The 20,815-nt window shown below is 68.2% G+C and carries 20 protein-coding genes and 2 pseudogenes; 12 read left to right on the forward strand and 10 right to left on the reverse strand.

Annotated features, from left to right (window positions below; all coding sequences use genetic code 11):
* Positions 1-207: 207 nt before the first annotated feature.
* Positions 208-579 (reverse strand): hypothetical protein, encoded by a 372-nt coding sequence (locus AC07FN_RS34100; RefSeq protein ID WP_478399330.1) that lies wholly within the window; start codon positions 577-579, stop codon positions 208-210.
* A 36-nt stretch (positions 580-615) separates the two neighbouring features.
* Here AC07FN_RS34100 and AC07FN_RS34105 point away from each other — a divergent pair.
* The 4 genes and pseudogenes from AC07FN_RS34105 to AC07FN_RS34120 all read left to right on the forward strand — a co-directional run.
* A pseudogene (locus tag AC07FN_RS34105) lies at positions 616-1,351 on the forward strand (transposase); the annotation flags it as partial.
* Between the two features lie 48 nt (positions 1,352-1,399).
* Positions 1,400-1,870, forward strand: a complete 471-nt coding sequence (locus AC07FN_RS34110) for a hypothetical protein (protein ID WP_478399331.1) — start codon at positions 1,400-1,402, stop codon at positions 1,868-1,870.
* Between the two features lie 17 nt (positions 1,871-1,887).
* Positions 1,888-2,124: pseudogene (locus AC07FN_RS34115) on the forward strand (hypothetical protein); the annotation flags it as partial.
* 46 nt (positions 2,125-2,170) lie between these two features.
* On the forward strand, positions 2,171-2,413 hold the full coding sequence (locus AC07FN_RS34120; RefSeq protein ID WP_478399332.1) for a hypothetical protein: 243 nt from the start codon (positions 2,171-2,173) through the stop codon (positions 2,411-2,413).
* 403 nt (positions 2,414-2,816) lie between these two features.
* On the opposite strand, the gene AC07FN_RS34125 is transcribed toward AC07FN_RS34120, so the two are convergent.
* The 3 genes from AC07FN_RS34125 to AC07FN_RS34135 are packed head-to-tail and all read right to left on the reverse strand — an operon-like array spanning position 2,817 to position 6,107.
* On the reverse strand, positions 2,817-3,344 hold the full coding sequence (locus AC07FN_RS34125) for a hypothetical protein (protein WP_478399333.1): 528 nt from the start codon (positions 3,342-3,344) through the stop codon (positions 2,817-2,819).
* A 22-nt stretch (positions 3,345-3,366) separates the two neighbouring features.
* The gene (locus tag AC07FN_RS34130) at positions 3,367-4,914 is read right to left on the reverse strand and encodes a family 20 glycosylhydrolase (protein WP_478399334.1); all 1,548 of its coding nucleotides are present in this window, start codon (positions 4,912-4,914) and stop codon (positions 3,367-3,369) included.
* A gap of 2 nt (positions 4,915-4,916) precedes the next feature.
* On the reverse strand, positions 4,917-6,107 hold the full coding sequence (locus tag AC07FN_RS34135) for a glycoside hydrolase family 1 protein (protein WP_478399335.1): 1,191 nt from the start codon (positions 6,105-6,107) through the stop codon (positions 4,917-4,919).
* Positions 6,108-6,490: 383 nt separating this feature from the next.
* On the opposite strand from AC07FN_RS34135, the gene AC07FN_RS34140 reads away from it, so the two are divergent.
* The 4 genes from AC07FN_RS34140 (at position 6,491) to AC07FN_RS34155 (ending at position 10,615) form a co-directional block, all read left to right on the forward strand.
* Positions 6,491-7,060 carry a TetR/AcrR family transcriptional regulator gene (locus tag AC07FN_RS34140; protein ID WP_478399336.1) on the forward strand — a complete coding sequence of 190 codons (570 nt, stop codon included), beginning with the start codon at positions 6,491-6,493 and terminating at the stop codon, positions 7,058-7,060.
* A 140-nt stretch (positions 7,061-7,200) separates the two neighbouring features.
* Positions 7,201-7,497, forward strand: a complete 297-nt coding sequence (locus AC07FN_RS34145) for a hypothetical protein (protein WP_478399337.1) — start codon at positions 7,201-7,203, stop codon at positions 7,495-7,497.
* A gap of 110 nt (positions 7,498-7,607) precedes the next feature.
* On the forward strand, positions 7,608-9,314 hold the full coding sequence (locus AC07FN_RS34150) for an alpha/beta fold hydrolase (protein WP_478399338.1): 1,707 nt from the start codon (positions 7,608-7,610) through the stop codon (positions 9,312-9,314).
* 29 nt (positions 9,315-9,343) lie between these two features.
* Complete coding sequence (locus AC07FN_RS34155) at positions 9,344-10,615, forward strand: MFS transporter (RefSeq protein ID WP_478399339.1); 1,272 nt, start codon at positions 9,344-9,346, stop codon at positions 10,613-10,615.
* Between the two features lie 68 nt (positions 10,616-10,683).
* Here AC07FN_RS34155 and AC07FN_RS34160 read toward each other — a convergent pair whose 3' ends face one another.
* Complete coding sequence (locus AC07FN_RS34160) at positions 10,684-11,367, reverse strand: FAD binding domain-containing protein (protein ID WP_478399340.1); 684 nt, start codon at positions 11,365-11,367, stop codon at positions 10,684-10,686.
* A gap of 646 nt (positions 11,368-12,013) precedes the next feature.
* Here AC07FN_RS34160 and AC07FN_RS34165 point away from each other — a divergent pair.
* Positions 12,014-12,163, forward strand: coding sequence for a hypothetical protein (locus tag AC07FN_RS34165; protein ID WP_478399341.1), 150 nt, complete (start codon positions 12,014-12,016; stop codon positions 12,161-12,163).
* A 9-nt stretch (positions 12,164-12,172) separates the two neighbouring features.
* On the opposite strand, the gene AC07FN_RS34170 is transcribed toward AC07FN_RS34165, so the two are convergent.
* Together AC07FN_RS34170 and AC07FN_RS34175 are read right to left on the reverse strand one after the other, a co-directional pair.
* Complete coding sequence (locus tag AC07FN_RS34170) at positions 12,173-12,688, reverse strand: GNAT family N-acetyltransferase (protein WP_478399342.1); 516 nt, start codon at positions 12,686-12,688, stop codon at positions 12,173-12,175.
* A 71-nt stretch (positions 12,689-12,759) separates the two neighbouring features.
* Positions 12,760-12,927: a hypothetical protein gene (locus AC07FN_RS34175; RefSeq protein WP_363823583.1), complete on the reverse strand. Its 168-nt coding sequence runs from the start codon at positions 12,925-12,927 to the stop codon at positions 12,760-12,762.
* 121 nt (positions 12,928-13,048) lie between these two features.
* Here AC07FN_RS34175 and AC07FN_RS34180 point away from each other — a divergent pair, with 121 nt between their 5' ends.
* The 3 genes from AC07FN_RS34180 to AC07FN_RS34190 are packed head-to-tail and all read left to right on the forward strand — an operon-like array spanning position 13,049 to position 14,341.
* Entirely contained in the window at positions 13,049-13,315 is a 267-nt protein-coding gene (locus AC07FN_RS34180) for an effector-associated constant component EACC1 (RefSeq protein WP_478399343.1), read from the forward strand.
* On the forward strand, positions 13,293-14,126 hold the full coding sequence (locus tag AC07FN_RS34185) for a caspase family protein (protein ID WP_478399344.1): 834 nt from the start codon (positions 13,293-13,295) through the stop codon (positions 14,124-14,126). Before AC07FN_RS34180 ends, AC07FN_RS34185 begins: the two co-directional genes overlap by 23 nt.
* A 2-nt stretch (positions 14,127-14,128) precedes the next feature.
* Positions 14,129-14,341, forward strand: coding sequence for a hypothetical protein (locus AC07FN_RS34190; RefSeq protein WP_478399345.1), 213 nt, complete (start codon positions 14,129-14,131; stop codon positions 14,339-14,341).
* 256 nt (positions 14,342-14,597) lie between these two features.
* Here the strand turns inward: AC07FN_RS34190 and AC07FN_RS34195 are convergent, their stop codons facing one another.
* The 3 genes from AC07FN_RS34195 to AC07FN_RS34205 all read right to left on the reverse strand — a co-directional run bounded on the left by AC07FN_RS34195 (position 14,598) and on the right by AC07FN_RS34205 (position 20,811).
* Entirely contained in the window at positions 14,598-16,193 is a 1,596-nt protein-coding gene (locus AC07FN_RS34195) for a PfaD family polyunsaturated fatty acid/polyketide biosynthesis protein (protein ID WP_478399346.1), read from the reverse strand.
* The gene (locus AC07FN_RS34200; protein ID WP_478399347.1) at positions 16,190-18,322 is read right to left on the reverse strand and encodes a beta-ketoacyl synthase; all 2,133 of its coding nucleotides are present in this window, start codon (positions 18,320-18,322) and stop codon (positions 16,190-16,192) included. The genes AC07FN_RS34195 and AC07FN_RS34200 overlap by 4 nt, the downstream gene beginning before the upstream one ends.
* Before the next feature lie 62 nt (positions 18,323-18,384).
* Positions 18,385-20,811, reverse strand: coding sequence for an SDR family NAD(P)-dependent oxidoreductase (locus tag AC07FN_RS34205; protein WP_478399348.1), 2,427 nt, complete (start codon positions 20,809-20,811; stop codon positions 18,385-18,387).
* Positions 20,812-20,815: the final 4 nt, after the last annotated feature.

Genomic DNA, 20,815 nt, shown 5'->3' on the forward strand with positions numbered 1-20,815 from the left:
GGAACGCCGCGACGACATCCACGAAGCGTTCCTCGGCCTGGCCACATGCATCATCTGCTACCGACACACCAAAACCCTCTGTTAGGAACTCTTAGTTCGCAAAACCACGATCCGGGCTCTGCGCCACGGCCAGCAGCGCTGCCGCGGACCGCCGCTTCGACCAGGACCACCGGCGCGAACAGCCCACATCGAAATACTCGGCCACGATCACCCGCGGCCGGCAATCGTCTCCTCAGCAACCTCGAGCTGCCAGCGCCAGAGCGGACAGTCGTGGCCGGCCAGGGAGCTTCGGCGGGGAAACGGCCGCATGGCGACGTGCGACCAGCTCGCGGTGCCAGCGCAGCACCGTGTCCGGACGCACCAGCAAGCGCAACCTGCGCAGCACGTTCCGTGGCAGCCGGTGCAGCAGCGCAGACAGAAACGCTCGATCGCTTGGGAGAAACCGCACCCGTTCTTACCGAGTTGCCCCTCCAGCACCGTGATCTGGTGGCGCAAGGCGAGGCCCCGGTCGCTCATGAGCAGCAGGCGCAACATCGCGAACGCGTTCGTCACACCCAGGTAGGCCAGTCGCAATAGCACAGCCGATCATCATGCCTGGCACTAAACCGGAAGGCCGAACAGCGTGCGTTCTGCGAGCGTGATCAGTCCGATGTGGACTAAATTTGCCTGTGGGCAGAAGGTGTCCACGTCAACATCGGTCTGGAGGAGCACAAGCTGTGCCTGCTGGTGGTGATCGGGGTGCGCGCCGACGGGCGCAAGGAGTTGGTCGCCCTGACCGACGGCTACCGCGAGTCCACCGAGTCGTGGGCGGACCTGCTGCGTGACTGCAAGCGGCGTGGAATGGGCGCCCCCGTACTGGTCGCCGGCGATGGCGCGCTGCGGTTCTGGAGCGCGTTGCGCGAGGTGTTCCGCGAGACACGAGAGCAGCGGTGCTGGTTCCACAAAATTGCCAATGTCTTTGCCGCGCTAGCGAATCCGCCCATCCCGGCGCAAAGAAGGCTCTGGCGGAGAGTTCCCCAAATCCGTCGCGAAGATCACCGACGACGTCGATGTCCTGCTTGCGTTCTGCGACTACCCCGCCCAGCACTGGATCCATCTCCGCACGGCAAATCCCATCGAGTCGACGTTCGCGACAGTGCGACACCGGACGAAGGTCGCCAAGGGGCCCGGTTCCCGCGCAGCCGGTCTGGCGATGGCATTCAAGCTGATTGAAGCGGCCCAGGCCCGCTGGCACGCGGCGAACGCGCCCCACCTCGTCGCCCTGGTCCGAGCCGGCGCCCGGTTCGTCAACGGCCTGCCGGTCGAACGCCCCGACGACCAGTCCCATTATCAGCCGCCTGAACAAACTTAATCACAGGTCTTGACAATAGCCAGCCAGGGGCAAGGTTACAGTCGGTCAATGTATGTCTTCCTGCTCCTGGTCGTGGCACTGGCGCTTCTGCTGTTGCTCGCGCTGGTGATTTACGGACGGCTCGTGGTCCGCAACCAACGCAGGGCCTTGGTAGTGCTGCGTCAGAACGGTCTCGCGTTTCTGTGTCGTCCAACGCTGGGCATGCAGAGCTTGGCTGGATTCATCCTCAGCGTTGACCAAGACGCGGTTTCGCTGTGGAAAGTTGGCCTCGGCCAACCGGTGCGGAAGCAAACCTTTCCCAGCCCTGGTGCCAGAGTTGCCCCAGCCACGGTGAAGATCAACGTTGCGCGCAGGTCGTCCGGGCTGTCTGTGATCTCCTCCGCCGCAGAACAAGTGGACGTTGTCATCTACCCGGATCCGACGATGTCGTACTCGGCCCCCGCCAACGGTGCTTTTCTCGACCTCGTGTGCGAAAAGATCCGGGAGAACCTTGCGCACACTCCCCGGGCCTCCGAATAACCATCGGATGCGCCCACCGCACGAAGGTCACCAAGGGACTGGGCTCACGCGCCGCCGGGCTGGCGATGGCGTTCAAGCTGATCGAGTCCACCCAAGCCCACTGGCGCGCGGTCAACGCACCCCACCTCGTCGCTCTCGCCCGAGCCGGTGCCGTGTTCGTCAATGCTGTCCTTCCTACCGGCCGAGCAGTATCGCGAACTAATGGCTGCGACTGGTTTCGCTCCCGCAAGCCTTCCGGCAGTGGCCCAGACTGACGGGGACCCCTTGCTACAGCCCTGGCGACGTACGTCGCATCCTTCCGTGATCGACGACCAGCAACGCCAAGCGCTTGGTATTTGCCTGGACGTCACCGAGCTGGACTCCATGGGAGACAGGTGGGGGCCTACCCGCCAGCCGGATCGTCGACGCACGCTCTACGAAGACGACGGCGGCCAACGCCCTGCGGAGCGCCACGACCCGGTCTTGCTCAACGCCTTCACCGAATTGCGGAACTTCTACCTTCGCCGGGGAGGGGTTCTCAGATGTTCTGGATACCAGTGGTGAGGTCTTCGCCCACTGTTCCCGGACCGGGCAGGCCCTCGGGGTCGACCAGCCACTGGAGCATGAGTCCGCTGAGGATGGCGTAACACACCGCGCCCGTTCGGTTCGTGCGCTCCTCATCGACGTCTGGATCGAGGTCGAACAGGAGGCGGGCGAGGTCTTCGCGCGCGTGCTGGACCGACTCACGGAAGCGACGGCGGACATCCTCGTTGGCGTCGCCGCCCGCTGAACCCCTTACCCTCGGCCAACTGCCTCGTTGCGGAGACCGGGGGCCACCCGCTGCTTCATTCGATCAGCCGCAAGCCGAGTCTGAGGAAGTCACCCTCATCGGCAATCAGGTGGAATCCCAGGTGCCGGTAGAAGCCAATCGCGTTGGTGTTCCCGGTGCCGACTCCGAAGTGCACCCCTACCACCCCCTATCGCGCAGCGCAGCGAGCAGGGCTTTGATGAGTCGGCCGCCGTTCCCGCCCCCTTGCGCCTCAGGCAGCAGGTCGATGTGCAGATGGGCGGGATACGCCTGGGTGACCTCGCGTGGCGTCGCGGGAGGGTGCTCGATGACCTGCCACACTCGCGCGTCTCCCCACGCTCGACCACCCGTCTCGGACTCCGCGGCTCGAGACAGCCGACCGGCGCGCAATGCGGGCCACCACTCGTTCTCGAGAGTGGACTCGAATCGTTCTGTGTCCGCGGCGCCGAGAACGAAGCCGGCCGGGAGCCTCCCAGGCTTTGCCACCACCCAGGCCAAGCCGGGCTCGAATCTCAGATACGGCCCGACGAACGCATCCCCGAGGATCCGCGGATCCTGGAACATCGAAGTCGCGTCGCCTCCGTTGGCACCGGTGCGAAGGCAAACCTCGTACAGTCGCGCGACCTCGGCCTCATCATCGACCCGAGCGGGACGAATCTCCCACAGGTCGGCGGCTTCGGAACTCACCCGACCTTCCTTCTCGCCCACCTCACTGTCCGCCCGGCTCGAACGCGGCACCCCATCCGGTGCGCTCCCAGACCGCGCGATGCGGCGCGATCCTCACCGCGAACTCCTCCCAGCCGGTCGGATCCGCCTGCCAGGAGCGCTCGGCTGCGGAGCCCAGACGTGGCAGCAGCAGGAAGGCGAGATCGTCGAAGCTTTCGATCGTCTCGGCCCACAGCGCGGCCTCCACGCCCGCGATCTGGACGTCGTGACCGGCGAGGAGGTCCTCCGGCATCCACTCATGCATCTCGCACAGCGTCTTGGCCGGGTAGTCGGAAAACCCGAGGTGTTCGCGCCGGCGCTCTCCCTCGGGGGTGGCTGCGGGCTCGGCGTACCGGCGGTCCAGGTACAGCACGTCGCTCGACGAGATCAGCACCGGCACCTCCGAGCTGGCTGCGAGGGGGAGATCGGCAGGCGCCTGTGCGAACAGTTCGACCATCTCGTCCACGAAGCGGTGGGCTTCGGGCGGTAGATCTGCCTTCTTGGCATCGGCGTCGATCACGGTCTCCGAGCCGATCCAGAACTGCATGATGTCGGCTTCTGTCAGCGCACCGGCACGCACCGCTTCCTGCCAGGCGACGACGCGCTTGCCCGCTGCATGCGCGGCGCCCACCGCCAAACAGACAGCCTCGACGTAGGCGGGCGTCGGCATCCCGAACGGCTCGTCGCCGCCCAAGTGCACGAACGCGGCCGGTGAGCATTCGGCGACCTCGGTCGCTTCGGCTTCGATGAAGTCGCGGGCCGAGGGAACAGCGGGATCGAGATAACCCAGTCGGGCGGCTCTCGTATCCGCCGCGAGCTCCGGATACGCACGCACGGCCGCCGCGGAGTGGCCGGGAAGATCGACCTCGCGCACGATCGTGACCCCGCGCGCCGCCGCGCGTTCGTCAAGTCCGGCGAGGTCGTCAACAGTGATCGGCATTCCCCCTGCGACGCTGTCCAGGCGCGGGTGCCGGGTGGAGGCCAGCCGCCAGGCTTCGGAGTCGGTCAAGTGAAGGTGCAAGACGTTCAGCTTGTAGCGGGCGATCAGGTCGATGACCCGCTCGATCTCCTGGACCGCAAACGGATGCCGCACCACGTCCAACGACAGCCCACGCCAGGCGAAGCGGGGACCGTCCTCGATCCGGCACACGGGAAGCCGCGCGCCTGGCGCCGCTAGGAGCTGCAGGAGGGTGGCGACGCCACGCATCACCGCTCTCGCGCTGGGCCCGATGATCCGCACGCGGTCCACATGCACATCGATGGTGTGGCGCTCGTCGTGCGGCACCCCGGACGGGTCCAGCCCATCCGCTGGAGCGATGCTGTCCGGTGGCGGGCCGAGTTCGAGCTCGATGACGAGGTCTGAGGCATCCGGCCGCGCACCGTGCTCGACTTCGAGCTGGGCGAGCTCGACCGCGAGCCACTCCCGTGCGTGCTGGAGGCCGACGGCGCTGACGGTGTGGACGCGCCCCGGATCGAAGGCCAGCCAGTCTCCGTCCGCGCGAACAGCGTGCGGCCACGGAACGACCGGAAGGCTCGCATCAGGCTTCGACATGTTCACCTCGCTACCCCAGCGCTCATGCCGGTGCGCAGCGCCGCGACGTGGCGGCCGTACCAGTCTCCGCTGGCTTTGACCGTGCGTATGAACGTGGTGCGGTCCACCGCGACAAGACCGAAGGTGGGGTTCCAAGACCCCCATTCGTAGTTGTCCAGCAGCGACCAGTGGAGGTAGCCGCGGACGTCGATGCCGTCGGCGATCGCTCGTTGCAGCCCGGCGAGGGCCTGCTCCGTGTACTCGATGCGCTCGTCGTCGCTGTCGGTGGCGATCCCGTTCTCGGTGACGAGGATGGTCGCACCGGGGACGCGGGAGGCGGTGTGCCGCACGGCCGACTCGAGGGCCTGGGGGTAGAACTCCCAGCCGATCTTGGTGCGACGGTCCTTCTCACTGGGCAGGTCGATGCCGTCGGGTCCGACGCGCAGTCGGCTGTAGGCCTGTACGCCGATGAAGTCGTCGTCGCGTGCTATGTCGAGGTACTGGTCCTCGACGGCATAGGAGATCGCCGCGACCCGGTCCGGGTCGGCGTTGCTGCCCTGAACGTTCAGATTCGCGATCGTCCACCCCGACTTCAGCCCCGGGAGGTCGTGGAGGATCTCGCGGGCCGTCTCGTGCGCCCGGGCGAGCGCTGCGGTGACGCCCTCGTCCGGCGGCGACATCGTCGTGCCGGCCGGTGCCTTCCTGCGGGCGGCCATGAGCGCGACCATGTTCGGCTCGTTGATCGTGCACAACCATTCCACACCGTCGAGGATCGGGACGACCTCGCGCACGTACCGGGCGAAGTGCTCGATGGCGTGCTCCGAGGTCCAGCCCCCGAGGTCGCGCAGCCACCCGGGGTTGGTGAAGTGGTGCAGGGTCACGACCGGTGTGATGCCGCGCGAGGCACATCCCTCGATGACGCGCCGGTAATGAGCCAGCGCGGCCAGGGACACGTGGTCAGGCGTCGGCATGACGCGCGCCCACTCGATGCTGAAGCGGTACGCGTCCAGGCCGAGGTCGCGCACGATGTCGAGGTCCTCTTCCCAGCGGTGGTAACTGTCGCAGGCATCTCCTGACCGCTCCTCGAGCCCCCACTCGCCCCGATTCTCTGCGGCCCAGAAGTCGCTGAGGACGTTGTTGCCCTCGATCTGGTGCGCCGAGGTGGAAGTGCCCCAGAGGAAGCGGTCGGGGAAGCCAACTGCGTCGGTCGTCATAGCGCCCATTTCCGTAGTCGAGGGAGGTGTCACTTCAGGCACGCCGTCGCAAGACCCGACACGAAGTCCCGCCGCAAGAAGACGAACAGCGGCCGCCACCTGTGCTGTGCGCGGCAACGGCCAGGTGCCACTTCGTCGGCGATCGGGGCGGGTACGAGTGCGCTCAAAGCTGCCTCCACCGGTTGTGCCGGAGCAGACCGTACCACCAAAACCGATCAATATATGGTTTTCGGGGATCACCCGAAAACCGTTCCGGGCCTTGGCGGAAACGAGGGCGCACACATGCCGTCCGACGAGTTCACGCTTCCCCCAACGAGCCCGGCATGCTGACGTCGACGCACACCGCCCTGCTCCGTTCCGCACCGGTTCCTTAGGGTGTTGACATGCCGAAACGTGGTTCTTACCGGAAGGGTGAGGCCAAGCGCGTCGAGATCCTGCAAGCAGCGCTCGACGTCTTCGCCACCGAGGGCTACCGGGGGACGTCCTTGCGCAAGGTCGCCGAGCGGTGCGGGTTGAGCCTGCCGGGAATCATGCACTACTTCGATTCCAAGGAAGCGCTGCTCACCGAGGTGCTCCGGATGCGCGACACCGTCCAGCAGACCAACCTGCCGGACACCGACCATGCCGAGGCCGCGTTGCAGATCGTGCGGGCGGCCAAGGAAACCCCGGGGCTCATCGAGCTGTTCGTGTCGATGGCCGCCGCGGCGAGCGACACCACGCATCCCGCGCACGAGTTCTTCGCGCACCGGTACGAGAGCTTCCGCACGGCGGTGACCGGCCAGATCCAGAAGGCGATGGACGCCGGGCAGATGGATTCGACGATTCCCGCCGAGCGCGTTGCCGTTCTGCTCCTGTCCGTCGTGGACGGCGTGCAGCTGCAGTGGCTCACCGACCGCTCGATCGACATGGAGCAGGCGCTGTCAGACGCCCTCCACCTGTTGCGCCGCACCTGAGCCCCCGCGGGCTCGGCGAAGGATCCGTTGACACCAAAAACCGATCACCTTATGGTTTCTGCGCAGCGATCAGTGCAGCTTGCCGCAGCGGTGTCGTCCGTGCCGGTGCACGGGCGACACCCAGGGTGAAAAGAGTTGACATGGACAGGATCCACGGCGCCGTCGAGCCTGGTTTCGAGCACGTCCGGGAAGCCTTCGCCAGCGGGCATCGCGACGACAACGGAGCCACCCAACTCGTCGTGGACCTACATCCCCCCGGAACCGCGTGCCAGTACCACCACGCCCTCGCCTACGGCTTCCTTCCGGGCGAGGTCCCGCTCCGCACAACCGGCCGATCCCGCGGGCGGCTCGTCGCCGTCGGCGACGTGCGCACCGAGATGTCCTGGAACCTCGCCGCGGGCGTCGATCCCCGCTGGCTCCCTGAACCTCGGCGCTGAACGAGGCGGCCGAACGCGCCGCGCGCTGACACCTCGCGAACCAGTCCGGTTCGAAATCCTTCGCACTCCGGCACTTCCCGCGTGCCGACCGACCACGTCCGGAGTTCCGCATGCCCTTTAACAGGAAGCTGTCCCGCCGATTGCTCGCGCTCGCCGCCGGAGCGCTGCTGGTCGCCTCGCCTGCCCGCGCGGCAGCCACCGGCAGCGGGCACCCGACCACCTCGCTGCGGTTCACCGTCGAGGTGGGCCCCGACCACCGCACTCGGTGCACGATCGACGCCGATCTCCACGAGCCGGCCGGTGCTGACCAGGGCCGCCCTGTCCCCGCGATCTTGATGACCAACGGCTTCGGCGGCCGCAAGGACGACCACGGGATTTCCGCCGCGGCAGCGGCTTTCGCGCAACGCGGTTACCTCGTGCTCACCTACTCCGGTCTCGGGTTCGGCAGGTCAAGCTGCCCCATCTCGCTCAACGATCCGCAGATCGATGGCGAAGCGGCCAGCAGGCTGGTCGACTTCCTGGCCGGGGCCCGCTCGGCCGACGACGGCACGCGGATCCACGACGTGGTGCTCGACGGGCCCGGCGACCCCCGGGTGGGCATGTTCGGCGGTTCCTACGGCGGTGCGGTCCAACTGGCCACCGCATCGGTGGACCAGCGGTTGGACGCGATCGTGCCGATGAACACCTGGCACGACCTCGCCTACTCGCTCGCGCCCAACGGCGCCGACCCGCGCAGCGGACTGCGCTCCGAGACCCCGGGCGTCTACAAGTACCGGTGGACCAATGCGTTCTTCGCCGTCGGCCAGCTCGACCTCACGCCGGAACCCGGGCTGCCGAATCCTGCCTGCCACAACTTCACGGCGCAGGCATGCGCGGCCAAGGCGCTGATGGACTCCGGCCGCTTCCCGCCCGGACCAACCCGGGAAGCTCTGGCCTACCTCGAATCCGTCTCCCCCACCTCCTACCTCGACCGGGTCACCACACCCACGCTGCTGATCCAGGGCGAGCACGACAACCTGTTCAACCTCAACGAAGCCACCGCCACCTACCGCGCGCTGCGCGACCAGGGCACGCCGGTGAAGATGATCTGGCAGTCCGCCGGTCACAGCGGCGGCACCAGCTCCCCCGATGACGGCGAGCTCAACTTCGAAGCCGGGAACCTCGATACCTCCTACGTGGGACGGCGCATCCTCGCCTGGTTCGACCGGTACCTGCACCACCAGGACACCGACACCGGTCCGGACTTCGCCTACTACCGCAACTGGATGCCGGTCGAGCAGCGCTACGGCACCGCCACGCCCTCGACGACCAGCAGCTACTTCCTCTCCGGCGACGGAGCACTGGTCACCTCGCGCGAAGAGGTGCTGCGCGGCAGCCAGGAGTACCGCAACTGGGCCGTGCCGGGCCTGCATCGCGACCACGTCTCCTACACCTCTGACCAGCTTCCCCGCGACGTCGACGTCGTCGGGATCCCCACCGCAACCCTCCAGGTCACCTCACCGGCAGCGGAGCGCACGCAGAGCGACACCGACCCGGCGGGCAATCTCGTGCTCTTCGTCGGGATCCACGACGTCGCTCCAGATGGTTCGCAAGCGCTGATCAACGACTTGATCGCGCCGGTCCGCGTACCGGACGCCAGGCTGCCGTTCACCATCGCGTTGCCCGGCATCGCGCACCGCTTCGAGTCGGGCCACCGCATCCGCTTCACCGTCACTGCAAGGGATGACTCCTACTACGGCAATTCCGGGATCAAGCCGGTGATCGTCACCAGCGGTCCGCAGTCCCCCAACGTCCTCGAACTCCCCGTGGTCAGCTGACCGACCCACGACGGATTGGAGTCCTCGCCGTGAACGCAACCTCCGGATCCCCGACCGACACCACCGCCACCGCGAGCCAGTCCACCGGCACCTCCCTGCTCCGGCTCGGATCGGCCTGGGTTCCCGGGAACGCAGCGTTCCCGATGATGTGGAGCGCGGTCACGAGCGTCCTCATGGCGCTCCAGCTCGCGCGGATCGACCCTGCGCAGAAGGTGCAGAACCTCGCGCTGTTGACCGGGATCGGCGCGCTGATCACGCTTCTCGTGCAGCCGATCGCGGGCCGCCTCTCGGACGGCACTCGGACCCGTTGGGGACGCCGCTCCCCGTGGATCCTGGGCGGCACGCTCGGCGGGGCTGTCGGCGTGGCCTTGATGGGCACGGCCGACTCGATCGGCATGCTGCTGTTGGCCTACCTGCTGGTCGTGGTCGCCGTGAACGCCGCGCAGCTGCCGATGAACGCGCTGCTGCCGGACCGCGTGCCGCGAGCACGTCGCGGTCTGTTCGCCTCGCTGGCCTCCATCGGGGTCACCCTCGGAGCGCTGCTGGGGCAACTGCTGGCCGCCTGGAACGCCGATCGGATCTCCACCGGCTACTGGATCATCGCCGCGATCATGCTCACCATCATGGTGGCGTTCGTCGTCCTCTCGCGCGAACCGTCCAGCAAGGGTCTCCCCCGTGCGCCGCTGGGGTGGCGGGAACTGGTCACCAGCTACTGGCTCGACCCCAGTCGGCACCCGGACTTCGCCTGGGTCTTCGCCAGCCGGTTCCTGCTGGTCACCGGCTACTTCCTGACGCACAGCTACAGCCTCTACATCCTCCAGGACTACATCGGCCTCGGCCACCAGGCGGTACGGTACGTGCCGCTGATCAGCACCGTGTCGTTCCTGTCAGTGCTGGTGCTGTCCGCGTTGGGCGGGCCGCTTTCCGACCGGGTGGGCAAGCGCAAAATCTTCATCCAGATCTCCGCGGCCGTCTTCGCCGTCGGTCTGGTGCTGCCCCTGCTGGTCCCGAGCGTCCCGGGGATGATCGCCAGCGCGCTGATCGGCGGGCTCGGGTACGGGCTGTTCGGGTCGGTCGACTCGGCGCTGATGACCGAGGTGCTCCCCTCCGAAGCCGGCCACGGCAAGGACCTCGGGATCATCAACCTCTCCTGGGGTCTGCCGCAGGCGTTAAGCCCCTTCCTGGCGAGCGCGCTGGTCTCGCTGACCGGCGGCTACACCTGGCTGTTCCCGATCGGTGCGGTGCTGGCCGTGGCAGGCGGTGCGGCGATCACCTTCGTCAAGCAGGACCGTGTGCGCTGATGACCTCCGGGGCACAGCATTCAGGGTGCAGCGCTGACCGGAGGACGTGCTGCCGTGGGAAGATCACCTCACCGCTTGCGGAACCGGCGGAGCAGGACCGCGCCCATGATCAGGATGAGCGTGGCGGCAGGCACGGCTGCCCGGCGGGCCAGGGCCGGTAGCGCGGTCGTGCCCAGGTCGAGCGGTTCCGGTTCACGAGCGGTGGTCGTCTGCGGTGCCGGTGTCGCGGCGGAGGCAGAGAGCTCGGCGGCGAGGTTGTCCGCGAACTGCTGGATGATCTTGGCACTCACCTCGGACAGAAGCGCGGCCAGTGACACCGCGACGCCGACGGTGGCGAAGTCGCCATGGGTCCGGCACAGTTCGGCGAACGCCCAACCCTTTCCGGACGCGGGCGGGAAGACCACTTCCACCAGCAGTTCGTCCGGTTCGACCGCGGTCTGGAAAGTCGCGACGAAGAACTCGGCGGCCCGAACCCGTCGACGTCCCCGCGCGCCGTCCAGCACGAACTCGGCGTCCAGCACGAACTCGGCGTCCAGCACGATCGCGGTCGCCGGGAGCTCTGCGGCCGGGTCGTGGTGCACGAGACTGCCGCAGACCGTCCCGCGGTTGCGGATCTGCGGGTGGCCGATGTGCCCGATCGCGGCGGCCAGCAGCGGCCAGCCCTCCTGCAGCTCGCGCGAAGCTGCTGCGGCGGACTGCCGAACCACGGCACCGATGCGGAGTCGGCCGAACTCGTCGACCCGGGATTTCACACAACCTCGCGCTGGGCGACTTCCTGTCGATCCGGTTGCTGCGGCAGGAGGCCGAAGAGGCGAAGAACGACCCGTTGTGACTACGCCTTGGGCTTCCTCCGTGGGTGTGGACACTCTGATACTGGATCTTGAGGTCCAGGGGAAGGCGTGTCCCGGCTGGGGGTCACGGCCGGGATTCTCTGCGCGATGGCCAGCACTTGGTCGGCGAACTCGCGGTCAGCGGCGAAGTTGTGCGAGCCCCCGAGAAAGTGGCACCCGCGCCTGCGGCAGCACGGTGAGAAGCAACCCCAGGCTGGCCGGGGTCAGGACCTTCGGGTTGCGGCGGCAGCCCTGCGGACGGCTCGGTCGCCGCGAGCGCCGTTGCCGGAGGGAGCAGCGGACGAGAGCAGGGACGCCGGGCCAATAGAGGAGCGGCGTGGCACTGCGGCGTAGTGGGCGCCAGCCCGACGGTCGACTCGCCCGTGGTCAATCGCCCCTCCTCGGGGAAGGTGCGATCGCGCATGATGTCCGAAGTTATGCACAGGTACTCGGCCGACATACGCTTCTCGGTCCGGTCAACCGCAGGCGGGTGGCGCCGCGCAGGTGGGGGAAGTCGTGGTCCGGCTCTGCGGAAGGGAAGGCTGCCTCAGTGCGGGAATGTGACGCCGTGATCGTCACGGTGAAAACGACACTGTTGGGAGCCGCCACCTCCAGCGGATTCAAGGACATCGGCGTCGGTGCGCAACCGCCCGAGATCATCGACCCGCACTGGGACGTGGTGCGCCGCCACCTGGAAGCAGCGGACATCTCGTGCTGACCGCAAGGATCAGGTGACGCGCTTCCAAACCAGCATCGGACCGTCGTCCTGCTGGATCTCGCCCGTGTTCACGAAACCCAACTTCTCCGCGACGCGCTGGGAAGGCTTGTTGTCGAGATCGGTCAGGATCACCACTGCGCGCCCTGTTTCCGCCCGGTCCGCCCAGTCGACGGCCGCCCGCGCCATCTCCGAGGCATAGCCCCGGCCCCAGTGCTCGGGCCGGAACCGGTAGAACAGGTTGAGCATCGCTTCCTCGGCCACGACGTGGTGGCGCAGCCCGCCGAAGCCGATGACCGCACCGTTCTCCGGCAGCACCACCGCCCAGTATCCGATGCCGTCCCGCGCCCAATGCTCCTGCCACTGGGCCAGCATCTCGGCCGCCTCCGCCGGGGACGGCGGCCCGACCGGGTTGAAGCGGTTGGTATCCGGATCGGACAGGATCGCCACTACCGCCTGCAGGTCTCCCGCATCGACCCGCCTGAGCAGCAGCCGTTCGGTGCGGATCTCCTCCGGTTTTTCGGTCATGGCCGCGACGGTAGCGACGAGGACCGACAGCCGTGCGCCAACAGGCTCGCACTCGACCGGACAATCCACTGTCAGCGGCGGAACTCGTCCCAGTCGAAAATCTCCCTGAGCGGGTTGAGATCGATGGCCAGCCGGTCACCTAGATGCTGCCCTTCGACAAGTCCCGGATCTTTCTCTACGCCTACCGGCGCCGACGCGAAGCCGTTGAACGGGTCACCGCGATGCAGTTTGACCGACACGGCAACCGCATCTGGCGCCAGCCAGCGCAGAGTGCGGACGCCAGTTCTGTGGATTCTGGGGCCGAGCGCATTGGACTGAGACGGCGGAGGCACGACAGCTTGAGTTTCCAGAGTGCCGACCGTGATCTCCCTCGAGCAGCCGACACCTGCGCCGGGCGAGATGGGGGCGCTGTCGGAGGTTCTCGTTGTCGCCCTCAGCACGGGTGGTGCGGTCACCGCACTAGCGCGCTCGGTGTCGGTTTGGCTCCAGCAACGGCATTCCGACGTGACGATCGAGGTCAGCAACTCCGACCGGACCGTCACCCTGGACGCTAGACGGGTTGTCGACGCCGAGGCTCTCGTTCGCGAGGTGCTCAAGCAGCAGGATGGCCAGCCAGAAGGATCCTGAGGTGCGCCTTCCCAACGGCCCGAAATCACGTGCGCTGCTCTTCGGAGCGGTCCGGTTCAGCGACGAGCGCCTGCCTGATCTTCCGGCCGTGGAAAACAACCTCGCCGACCTCGCCGAGGTGCTGACGAGCTCGTGGGGCGCAGGACTCAGCTCCCAGCACTGCGTCGTGCTACCTGATCCCGCTAGCGTGGCTGTACTGGGCACGAACCTGGAGGCTGTCGCCCGGCAGGCGGAAGACGTTCTCCTCGTGTACCGCGCGGGACACGGTCTTCTAGACCACCGAGGCGAATTGTACCTCTCCCTGCCACAGACCAAACATGATCTGCTGGCATGGACCGGACTTCCGTTCGGCCTGCTGCGCAACGTCCTAGCCAGTTCTGCGGCCAGGAACAGAGTGCTCATCATCGACAGCTGCTTCTCTGGCAGGGCTATTGAGGCGATGTCGGACCCGGTATCAGTTGTCACTGGACAGGTGGAGATCGACGGGACCTACACGCTGACCACTTCACCGGCCAACTCCGTATCCAACGCGCCCGAAGGAGCCAGGCACACCGCGTTCACCGGCGAACTGCTCAAACTCCTCCGCAACGGCGACCCTCAAGAGCCCGAACTCCTGTCACTCGGCGCGATCTACCGGAATCTGCGCCTGGCTTTACACCACCGCGGCCTGAACCCGCCGCAACACCGAGGGACCGCCACCGCCGACTTGCTGGCACTCGCGTTGGCTTCCGCGTTGGTTCCGCCGGTTCCGGTAATGGAGCGGGTGCGGGAGTGGGAGGAACGTATGCCCCGTTCTGGGCGTGCCGGATAGCGGTGGCCGATCCACTCCGCGGGCCGGTCCCGCCGGAACCGGTACCAGCCGTGCCCGGGCTGATCGCTTCCCGAGAACAACGAACCAGCGGGCTCGGCTGGCGCGGGCGGCACGGCCATCTGGTCGAGATGACCGAGGCGCAGACCGAGCGTTGCGACGTCCCGGTGGGCCTGGTGTCGCGTCGTCGAACGGAGGCGGACCACGCGGGCAGGTGAGGCCGGGTGGGGGTGCGGCGAATCCGGTTCACCACGACCCGTTGGCCGATCCGGTCGGGAAGTCGCCGGTGAGCATCGCTGCGGCCAACTCGACGCGGGAGCGGTAGCCCGACCTCGTGAACATGCGGGAAAGCCTTCCGCCACGCTTTTCTCGCTGGTTCCGAACACGGCGGCCAGGTACACCATGGCCGAGCAGCCCGGGCACACCAGCCAGGACGTGTACGCAGCGGACGATGAAGAGGCGGCCGCAATGGCTTTACTCCTGATTCCTCCCAGCGCCGGAATCCAGGGGTGCGGGGACGTACGAACAGGCGCGGGCGGGCAGCCGGGCGCCGGCTAGGCGCAGTTGGTTCACCCGGCTCGTGAACGCCGCACCACGCATGACATGGGTAGCCAGCTCCGCCGCGTGGCGGTTCTCGACGGCGGCCAAGTAGGTTCCTTCGACCCAGTTGTTGAACGCACCCATCGCGGGACCGCACCAGACCTGGTAGTCGGCCATCCGCCCCTCGGTGCCGGAGATGCTCCAGCCTGAGGAGAGTCCCAGGTACCACCGGAAGATCAGTGCCATCCGGCGCTTCGGGTTGCCGTGTGCCCGGCTGATCTGCTCGGGGTCGCGCTCCTGGAAGAACCTGACGCAGTCCTGCCACACGTCGTCCAGCGGTCGCTGGAAGATCCGCGCCTCCATACCCGCGCGCTCCGCGGCGGGAATCGACTCGATCCCGTCGTAGGCCCGGTAGACGTCGTAGAGGCGCTTGGCCCTGGCGGCGAACATCGTGCCGCGCTTGAGGACCTGCACTTCGACGCCCATCTCGAACATGTCGGCCGAGGGCGCCATGTCGCAGTCGGTCACGCCCGCCCCGGCCAGCAGCCGCTTGGTTTCCCACGACTGCGCCGCCTCCACCGTGGCCTGGTTGATCGACCCGGTCACCACGTAGGCGGCGCCCAGGGCGAACGCGGCGGCTGCCGCGTCCGGGGTGCCGATGCCCCCGGCCGCCCCGACCCGAACCTGCTGCCCGTAGCCGAGCTCACGCTGCACGCGGTCGCGCACCGCGATGATCTCCGGGAGAAGCACGACCAACGGCCGGCGGTCGGTGTGCCCGCCGGAGTCCGCTTCGGCGGTGACGTCGTCGGCCACGGGGATCCGGCGCGACCACTCGGCCTGGTCGGCCGTGATCGCTCCCGAGGCGAGAAGTTCCCGCACCATGGCCTCCGGTGCAGGGCGCAGGAACTTCTCGGCGACCTCGGTGCGGGAGACCTTGGCGATGACCTTGTTGTGCGCGACGACCTTCCCGCCGGCCTCGCGGGTCAGGCCCGCCAGCCGGTACCGCACGATCTGCGGCGTCAGGTCGAGGAACGCGGACGCTTCGATGGTGCGGACCTCGTGCTTGAGGCAGAGGTCCACCGTCGACCGTTCCATCGCCGGCTCGTTCGGGCTGTGGATGAGGTTGCACGCGAAGGGAATGTCCCGCAGGCGGGCGCGAATGTGCGCGAGTTCCTCGTCGACCCGCTGTGCGACGACCCCGGCCGCACCGTAAGAGGCGAGGAAACCCTGCTCGGCCAGGGCGATCACCATCCTCGCCGAGGCGATGCCGTTGGCCATCGAGCCCGCCATGTACGACTGCCGGACACCGTGGGCGGTGCGGAACCGCTTGTCCCCCAACGCCGACGGTGGCAGCGGGGGCACGGCGGCGAGCACCTGGGCACCCGGCGCATGCTCGGCACTGCCCGCGGCGGCGATCCCGTGGGCGTCCCGGACCAGGTAGAACGGCCGGTCGAGGTTCAGCAGGTGCGCGTGGACCGAGCCCTCGTCGCGCCCGACCTCAGGTACCGCGCCGGTCGGCGTCACCATCATGGCTGTGCTCCTTCCTCGCGCAGTTCGACCGCGATGTCGGTGAGTTCGTAGATCCGCAGGCCCGGCTTCCACACACTGGCGTCGCCGGTCACCCGCACGCGGCCCGGCCCGCGGCGGACGTCCTTGATGTGCACTTCGAGGGTCGATTCACCGTCGGTGGGCAGGAACTGGCCGCGGTACTTCCAGGTGAACGGCGCTCCTACCGGGAGAATGAATCCCGGATCGGACATTCCCTCGCCCAGTCCCTCGTCCAGCAACCATTCCTGCATCGCCTGGATGACCGTCTCGACGCCGAGCGAACCGGGGATCACCGGGTCGTGGGGGAAGTGCCGGGCGAAGAACCAGTCGTTCGGGTCGATCCGGCGGACCGCGCGGAGGTAGCCCTTTCCGTAGCTCCCGCCCTCGTCGACGACCTGGACGTCATCCAGCAACGCGAGGTGGTCGCGAGCGCACAGCGGGGCCGAAGGGTCGGCGCGGCGGGCGGCCACGTCGATCGTGCGGGTGACCGGACGCGGTTGCTGTTGCTCCAGCCAGGTCGGCACGTTCCGGCCCGCGTCGAGGCCGGTCTGGTTGGACATGGCCGCTTCGCTGAAGTAGCCGGACAGGGTCTCGCCTTCGTAGAACGGCTCGCCGTCCACCAGCATCGTGTAGGAGCAGCTCTGCAGCGACGCACCGTTGTTGAGCGTGGTCGACTTCAGCTTGGACTGCTGTCGGATCGTCTTGTCCCGCAGGTCGACCTCGCGCAGCACGGTCGCGGTTCCGCCGAGGTTGCGGAGGCTGACGGGCGCTTCCGGATGGGACAATGTCGGCCCGAGAAAGTACCCGATCGACAACGCCGACTGCAGCGAAGTCTCCATGTAGACCATGTTCGGCATGGAAGCGTTGGCGGTGTCGGCGTAATACCAGGAATCGGCGGGCGAGTCGTACTCGGTCTCATAACTCGCGCCGTCGAGCTTGCCGCGCTGGCCGTCCAGGGACACCAGCCGGTCCACCAGCGTCAGTCCCCGGTCGGGCACCCGGGTCGCCCTGCGGCCGGAGTAGTGCTCGAACTCCGGGCCGAAGGCGATCCCGTGGCTGCCGCGGGCGAAGTGGGCGATGTGGAACTCGCTGATCACCGTCTGCTCACCGGCGGCGGAGTACCTTCCGAGGAACGCCGGGAGGATGCCACCGCGAGCCGGCCCGATCGGGACGCCGGGTTTCTCCACGAGTGCCAGGGAAAGACCGAGGACCCGCCCGGCCACCGCGCCGCCGGAGCGGACTTCCACGTTGACGCGGAGGTGCGGCCGGGGAACGAGATCGACGTCGGTGACGTCGAGCCGGATCTCCGCGGAACGCAGCGGACCGGGCCGGGCGAGTTCGACCTCGCTGCGCGCCGGATCGCCACTGCCGTCGCCGGGTGTGAAGGTCGCGTCCGCGAGACAGAGGTGCAAACCCAGGTACAGCGCGAAGATCTCGGCGACCTGACGGGCGGCCGCGATCAGCGAATCGGGTGTGCCGTCGAGCGGCTCCGCCGACGCGACCACCTGGCCGCGTCCGCTGCTTCCGCCACGCAGCTCGATCCGGGTGACTTCGTCCAGCAGCAGGGTCGTGCCCGCCGCAAGCTTCACCGACGGGTTGCAGCCGGGTTGGAGGTAGCCCGGGCCGAAGACCCCGGTCATGTCTCCTTCGGTCAGCCGGCCGAGATCGTCCCGGTCGAGCCGCGACTTCTCGCTGCGGGCCAGCGGTTTGAACCGGGCTTCGGTCGTCACGAACGGCACGGCCCGCAGCGACCGCGGAACGCTGATCGGGCGGATATGCCCGTCGACGACCTCGAAGAGCTGCGTCCCGGTGGCGGGTACCGCGAGAGCCGCACCGCACTGGCTGAGCGTCCTGGCCTGCAACAACATCTGCGCGTGCAGCGCGTTCCGGTGCGCGTTGGCGACTGCAGTGCGCATTTCCCGCGCCACCGCGGCGATGTGGCTGGCTCCCGCGGTCCGGCTGGCTGCCAGCGGGTGCGTCACCGGAGCCTGCCGTGCCGGCGATGTCCGCTGCAGGGTCTCCGGTGCCCCGCCGGTCGGGTCCCCGGTGGTCCCGGCGAAGGGGTTGAAGGGCTCGCCGTCGAAGCCCAGCCCCTCCAGTTCGTCGCTCATCGCTGCTTCTCCTCCGGGTGTCCCCAGTGCGCTTCGGCGTGTACTCGGCGTTGTGCGCGTGCTCATTCCGCCAGCCACCGCCGGGTGCCCTCGCGGAACTTTTCCCCCATCTCCGGTGTCGCCACCATCTCGACGTCGTGCCACCGCTGCAGCACACGTCCCTGCTGGTCGCAGGCCGTGGCGGTAACCGTGATGGCGGCCGCGGCCTGTCGCACGTCATCGACGACCAGCACGAACGGTTCGTCGCCGGGCAGGGCCGCGAAGTACTCCGCCCGTCCGAATCCCAGCGGGAGACTGGCCTGCCCGAGCAGCCGGTTGCCGTGCACCGACGGCCCCTGCAGAAGCAGGTCGCAGAGCACCGGGCTGTGCAGTTCTCCCCGGTAGGCGCCGAAGCCGACCACGGTGTCAGGAAGCCGGCACTCCAGCACCAGCCGATCGTCCGAGTGGTGGAGCACTCGCCGCAAGCCTTGCAGCTCCGGACCGTGGAAAAGGATGGCGTCGCGGTAGATGTCGAGTCCGTTCTCCGGGCCTTCGCCCAGAGGTCCGGGTGTCCAGCCGAACACCGGCGGAGCGTCCACAAGCGCCGTCGAGAGCATGAGCGTCGCCGCGTAGTGCAGCACCGGCAGCGCCGCGCCTGTGTCAGTGCGCACCGACACCTTCACGAGAGCATTGCCGTCCACGTGACCGGCTGGCTCCACGACGACGTGCTGGCTGCCCGCCAGCGAGCCATCGAACAGGATCCCCTTGTACACCTGGAAATCACGAACCTCGACGACCCGCCGTCCCGAGTGCGCGCGTTCCACGACGTGGATCATCCAGCCGAGCCCGAACGTGGCGGGCAGCACCGCGTGTTCGCCGACGACATGAGCGTCGAGCACCGGATCGGCGGCGAGCGTCGCGATGTCGCGATGCGCGGTGAACGAGGCCACCGCGCCCGGGCCGCCGGCCGACAGCGACTTGTTCTCGCCCACCAGCACGCACACGTCGTCGGCATGCTCCTTGCCGAATTGCTCGACGAACGCCTGGGCACCGACCTCGGGATCCAGCAGCCGCACGCCGCGGGCCTGGAAGTGGTCGCGGAGTCCGGGCGTGACCATCCCGCCATCCCACGCGCCCCAGTCGATCGCCGTGACGTGGCAGTCGGGGCGCTGCCGCTTCCAGCTCGCCGCGAGCCGGCACAGCGCCTCGTTCGCCGCCGCGTAGTCCGCCTGGCCCGCATTGCCGAGCAGACCGGCGACGGACGTGAACAGCACGAGGTGCCGCAGCGAATCGGCGTCGAGCACGTCGAGGACCGTGCGCAGGCCGGTGAGCTTGGTCTGGAACACGCGGTGGATCTCATCGCCGGTCTTGTCCATCAGGTACGCGTCGGCGAGCACCCCGGCGCCGTGCACCACGCCGGTGATCCGGTCCCGCAGCGGAGCCAGCGCGATGCTGACGGCATAGGGGTCGGTGACGTCGACCGCGATGTAGTCGGCCTCGGCTCCTGCCCGGCGTACCGCTTCGATCGTCGCGCGGATTTCCCGCTGAGCGATCTGGTCGCGGTAGCGCCGCTCGACCTCGCGAGGTGTGGGGCGCTCGCCGCCTGCCTTGATGTCCTCGATCACCGCGGCCTTGAGCTCGGAGTCGGCGACTCCTCGCGCCCAGGACGGCTCGTCGGCGAGTGCCGTGCGGCCCAGCAGGACGAACGCCGCCTCCGTGTGCTGCGCCAGCGCACGGACGCACAGCGCCGTGACTCCCCTGGCTCCCCCGGTGACGACCAGCGTGTCCCCGGCGTCGACGCCGATGTCCGGGACGTCGCCGCCGATCTCCTCGCGCTGCGCGACGGCGAACCGGAACTCGCCGGGCACGACCGTCCACCGGGCTCCGGCGACGTCGACGCCGACTTCGGCGGTGTCGGTGGCCGCGTCGGCGATTTCCCCGAGCAGCGCGGCGACGAAGTCGTCGCGGTCCACGTCCGGGTCGACGTCGAGTGCCCGGCAGAACACGCCGGTTGCCTCGCGGGCCAGCGTCTTGACCACACCGCCGACGCCACCGGCCAGCGTCTCCGCGGCGGGGCGCCTGCCCCGGAGTCCGAGACCGCCGTCGAGCCGGGTCACCGTGACGAAGCCCGCCCTCGACCCCGCTTCGGCGGTTTCGGTGAGCGCGGCGTGCGCGTGCTTGGCCACCAGGATCGTCTCCGCGACCTGCCGGACGCCGGCGTCCCACGTGTCGCAGTCCAGCAGGCTCACGCACAGGTCCACGCGACCCTGGAGGTGTTGTGCCAGAACACTTTCCAGTTCGGTGGTCTCGCCGTCGAACACGGCCGGCGAACCGCTGAGGTCCACGCGGCGCACGGTCCAGCCGCGTGCCTGCAGCCCGCTGACGACCGCATCGGCGTCGTCGCCGCCGCGGTCGACCACCACGGCCACGGGCTCGGCGGCGTAGGCGTCACCGAGCAGATCACGTCCGGGAAGCGGAACCAGCTCCACCTTGTGCCGAGGTGTGGGCACCGGT

This window comes from Saccharopolyspora sp. NPDC045941 (genome assembly GCF_056431445.1).

What these genes read in the sequence shown, in the direction of transcription:
- AC07FN_RS34195 (WP_478399346.1), bottom strand. Translation starts at nt 16,193, where the DNA reads ATGATGGTGACGCCGACCGGCGCGGTACCTGAGGTCGGGCGCGACGAG.
- AC07FN_RS34200 (WP_478399347.1), bottom strand. Translation starts at nt 18,322, where the DNA reads ATGAGCGACGAACTGGAGGGGCTGGGCTTCGACGGCGAGCCCTTCAAC.
- AC07FN_RS34145 (WP_478399337.1), top strand. Translation starts at nt 7,201, where the DNA reads ATGGACAGGATCCACGGCGCCGTCGAGCCTGGTTTCGAGCACGTCCGG.
- AC07FN_RS34150 (WP_478399338.1), top strand. Translation starts at nt 7,608, where the DNA reads ATGCCCTTTAACAGGAAGCTGTCCCGCCGATTGCTCGCGCTCGCCGCC.
- AC07FN_RS34185 (WP_478399344.1), top strand. Translation starts at nt 13,293, where the DNA reads ATGGCCAGCCAGAAGGATCCTGAGGTGCGCCTTCCCAACGGCCCGAAA.
- AC07FN_RS34110 (WP_478399331.1), top strand. Translation starts at nt 1,400, where the DNA reads ATGTATGTCTTCCTGCTCCTGGTCGTGGCACTGGCGCTTCTGCTGTTG.
- AC07FN_RS34135 (WP_478399335.1), bottom strand. Translation starts at nt 6,107, where the DNA reads ATGACGACCGACGCAGTTGGCTTCCCCGACCGCTTCCTCTGGGGCACT.
- AC07FN_RS34140 (WP_478399336.1), top strand. Translation starts at nt 6,491, where the DNA reads ATGCCGAAACGTGGTTCTTACCGGAAGGGTGAGGCCAAGCGCGTCGAG.
- AC07FN_RS34130 (WP_478399334.1), bottom strand. Translation starts at nt 4,914, where the DNA reads ATGTCGAAGCCTGATGCGAGCCTTCCGGTCGTTCCGTGGCCGCACGCT.
- AC07FN_RS34170 (WP_478399342.1), bottom strand. Translation starts at nt 12,688, where the DNA reads ATGACCGAAAAACCGGAGGAGATCCGCACCGAACGGCTGCTGCTCAGG.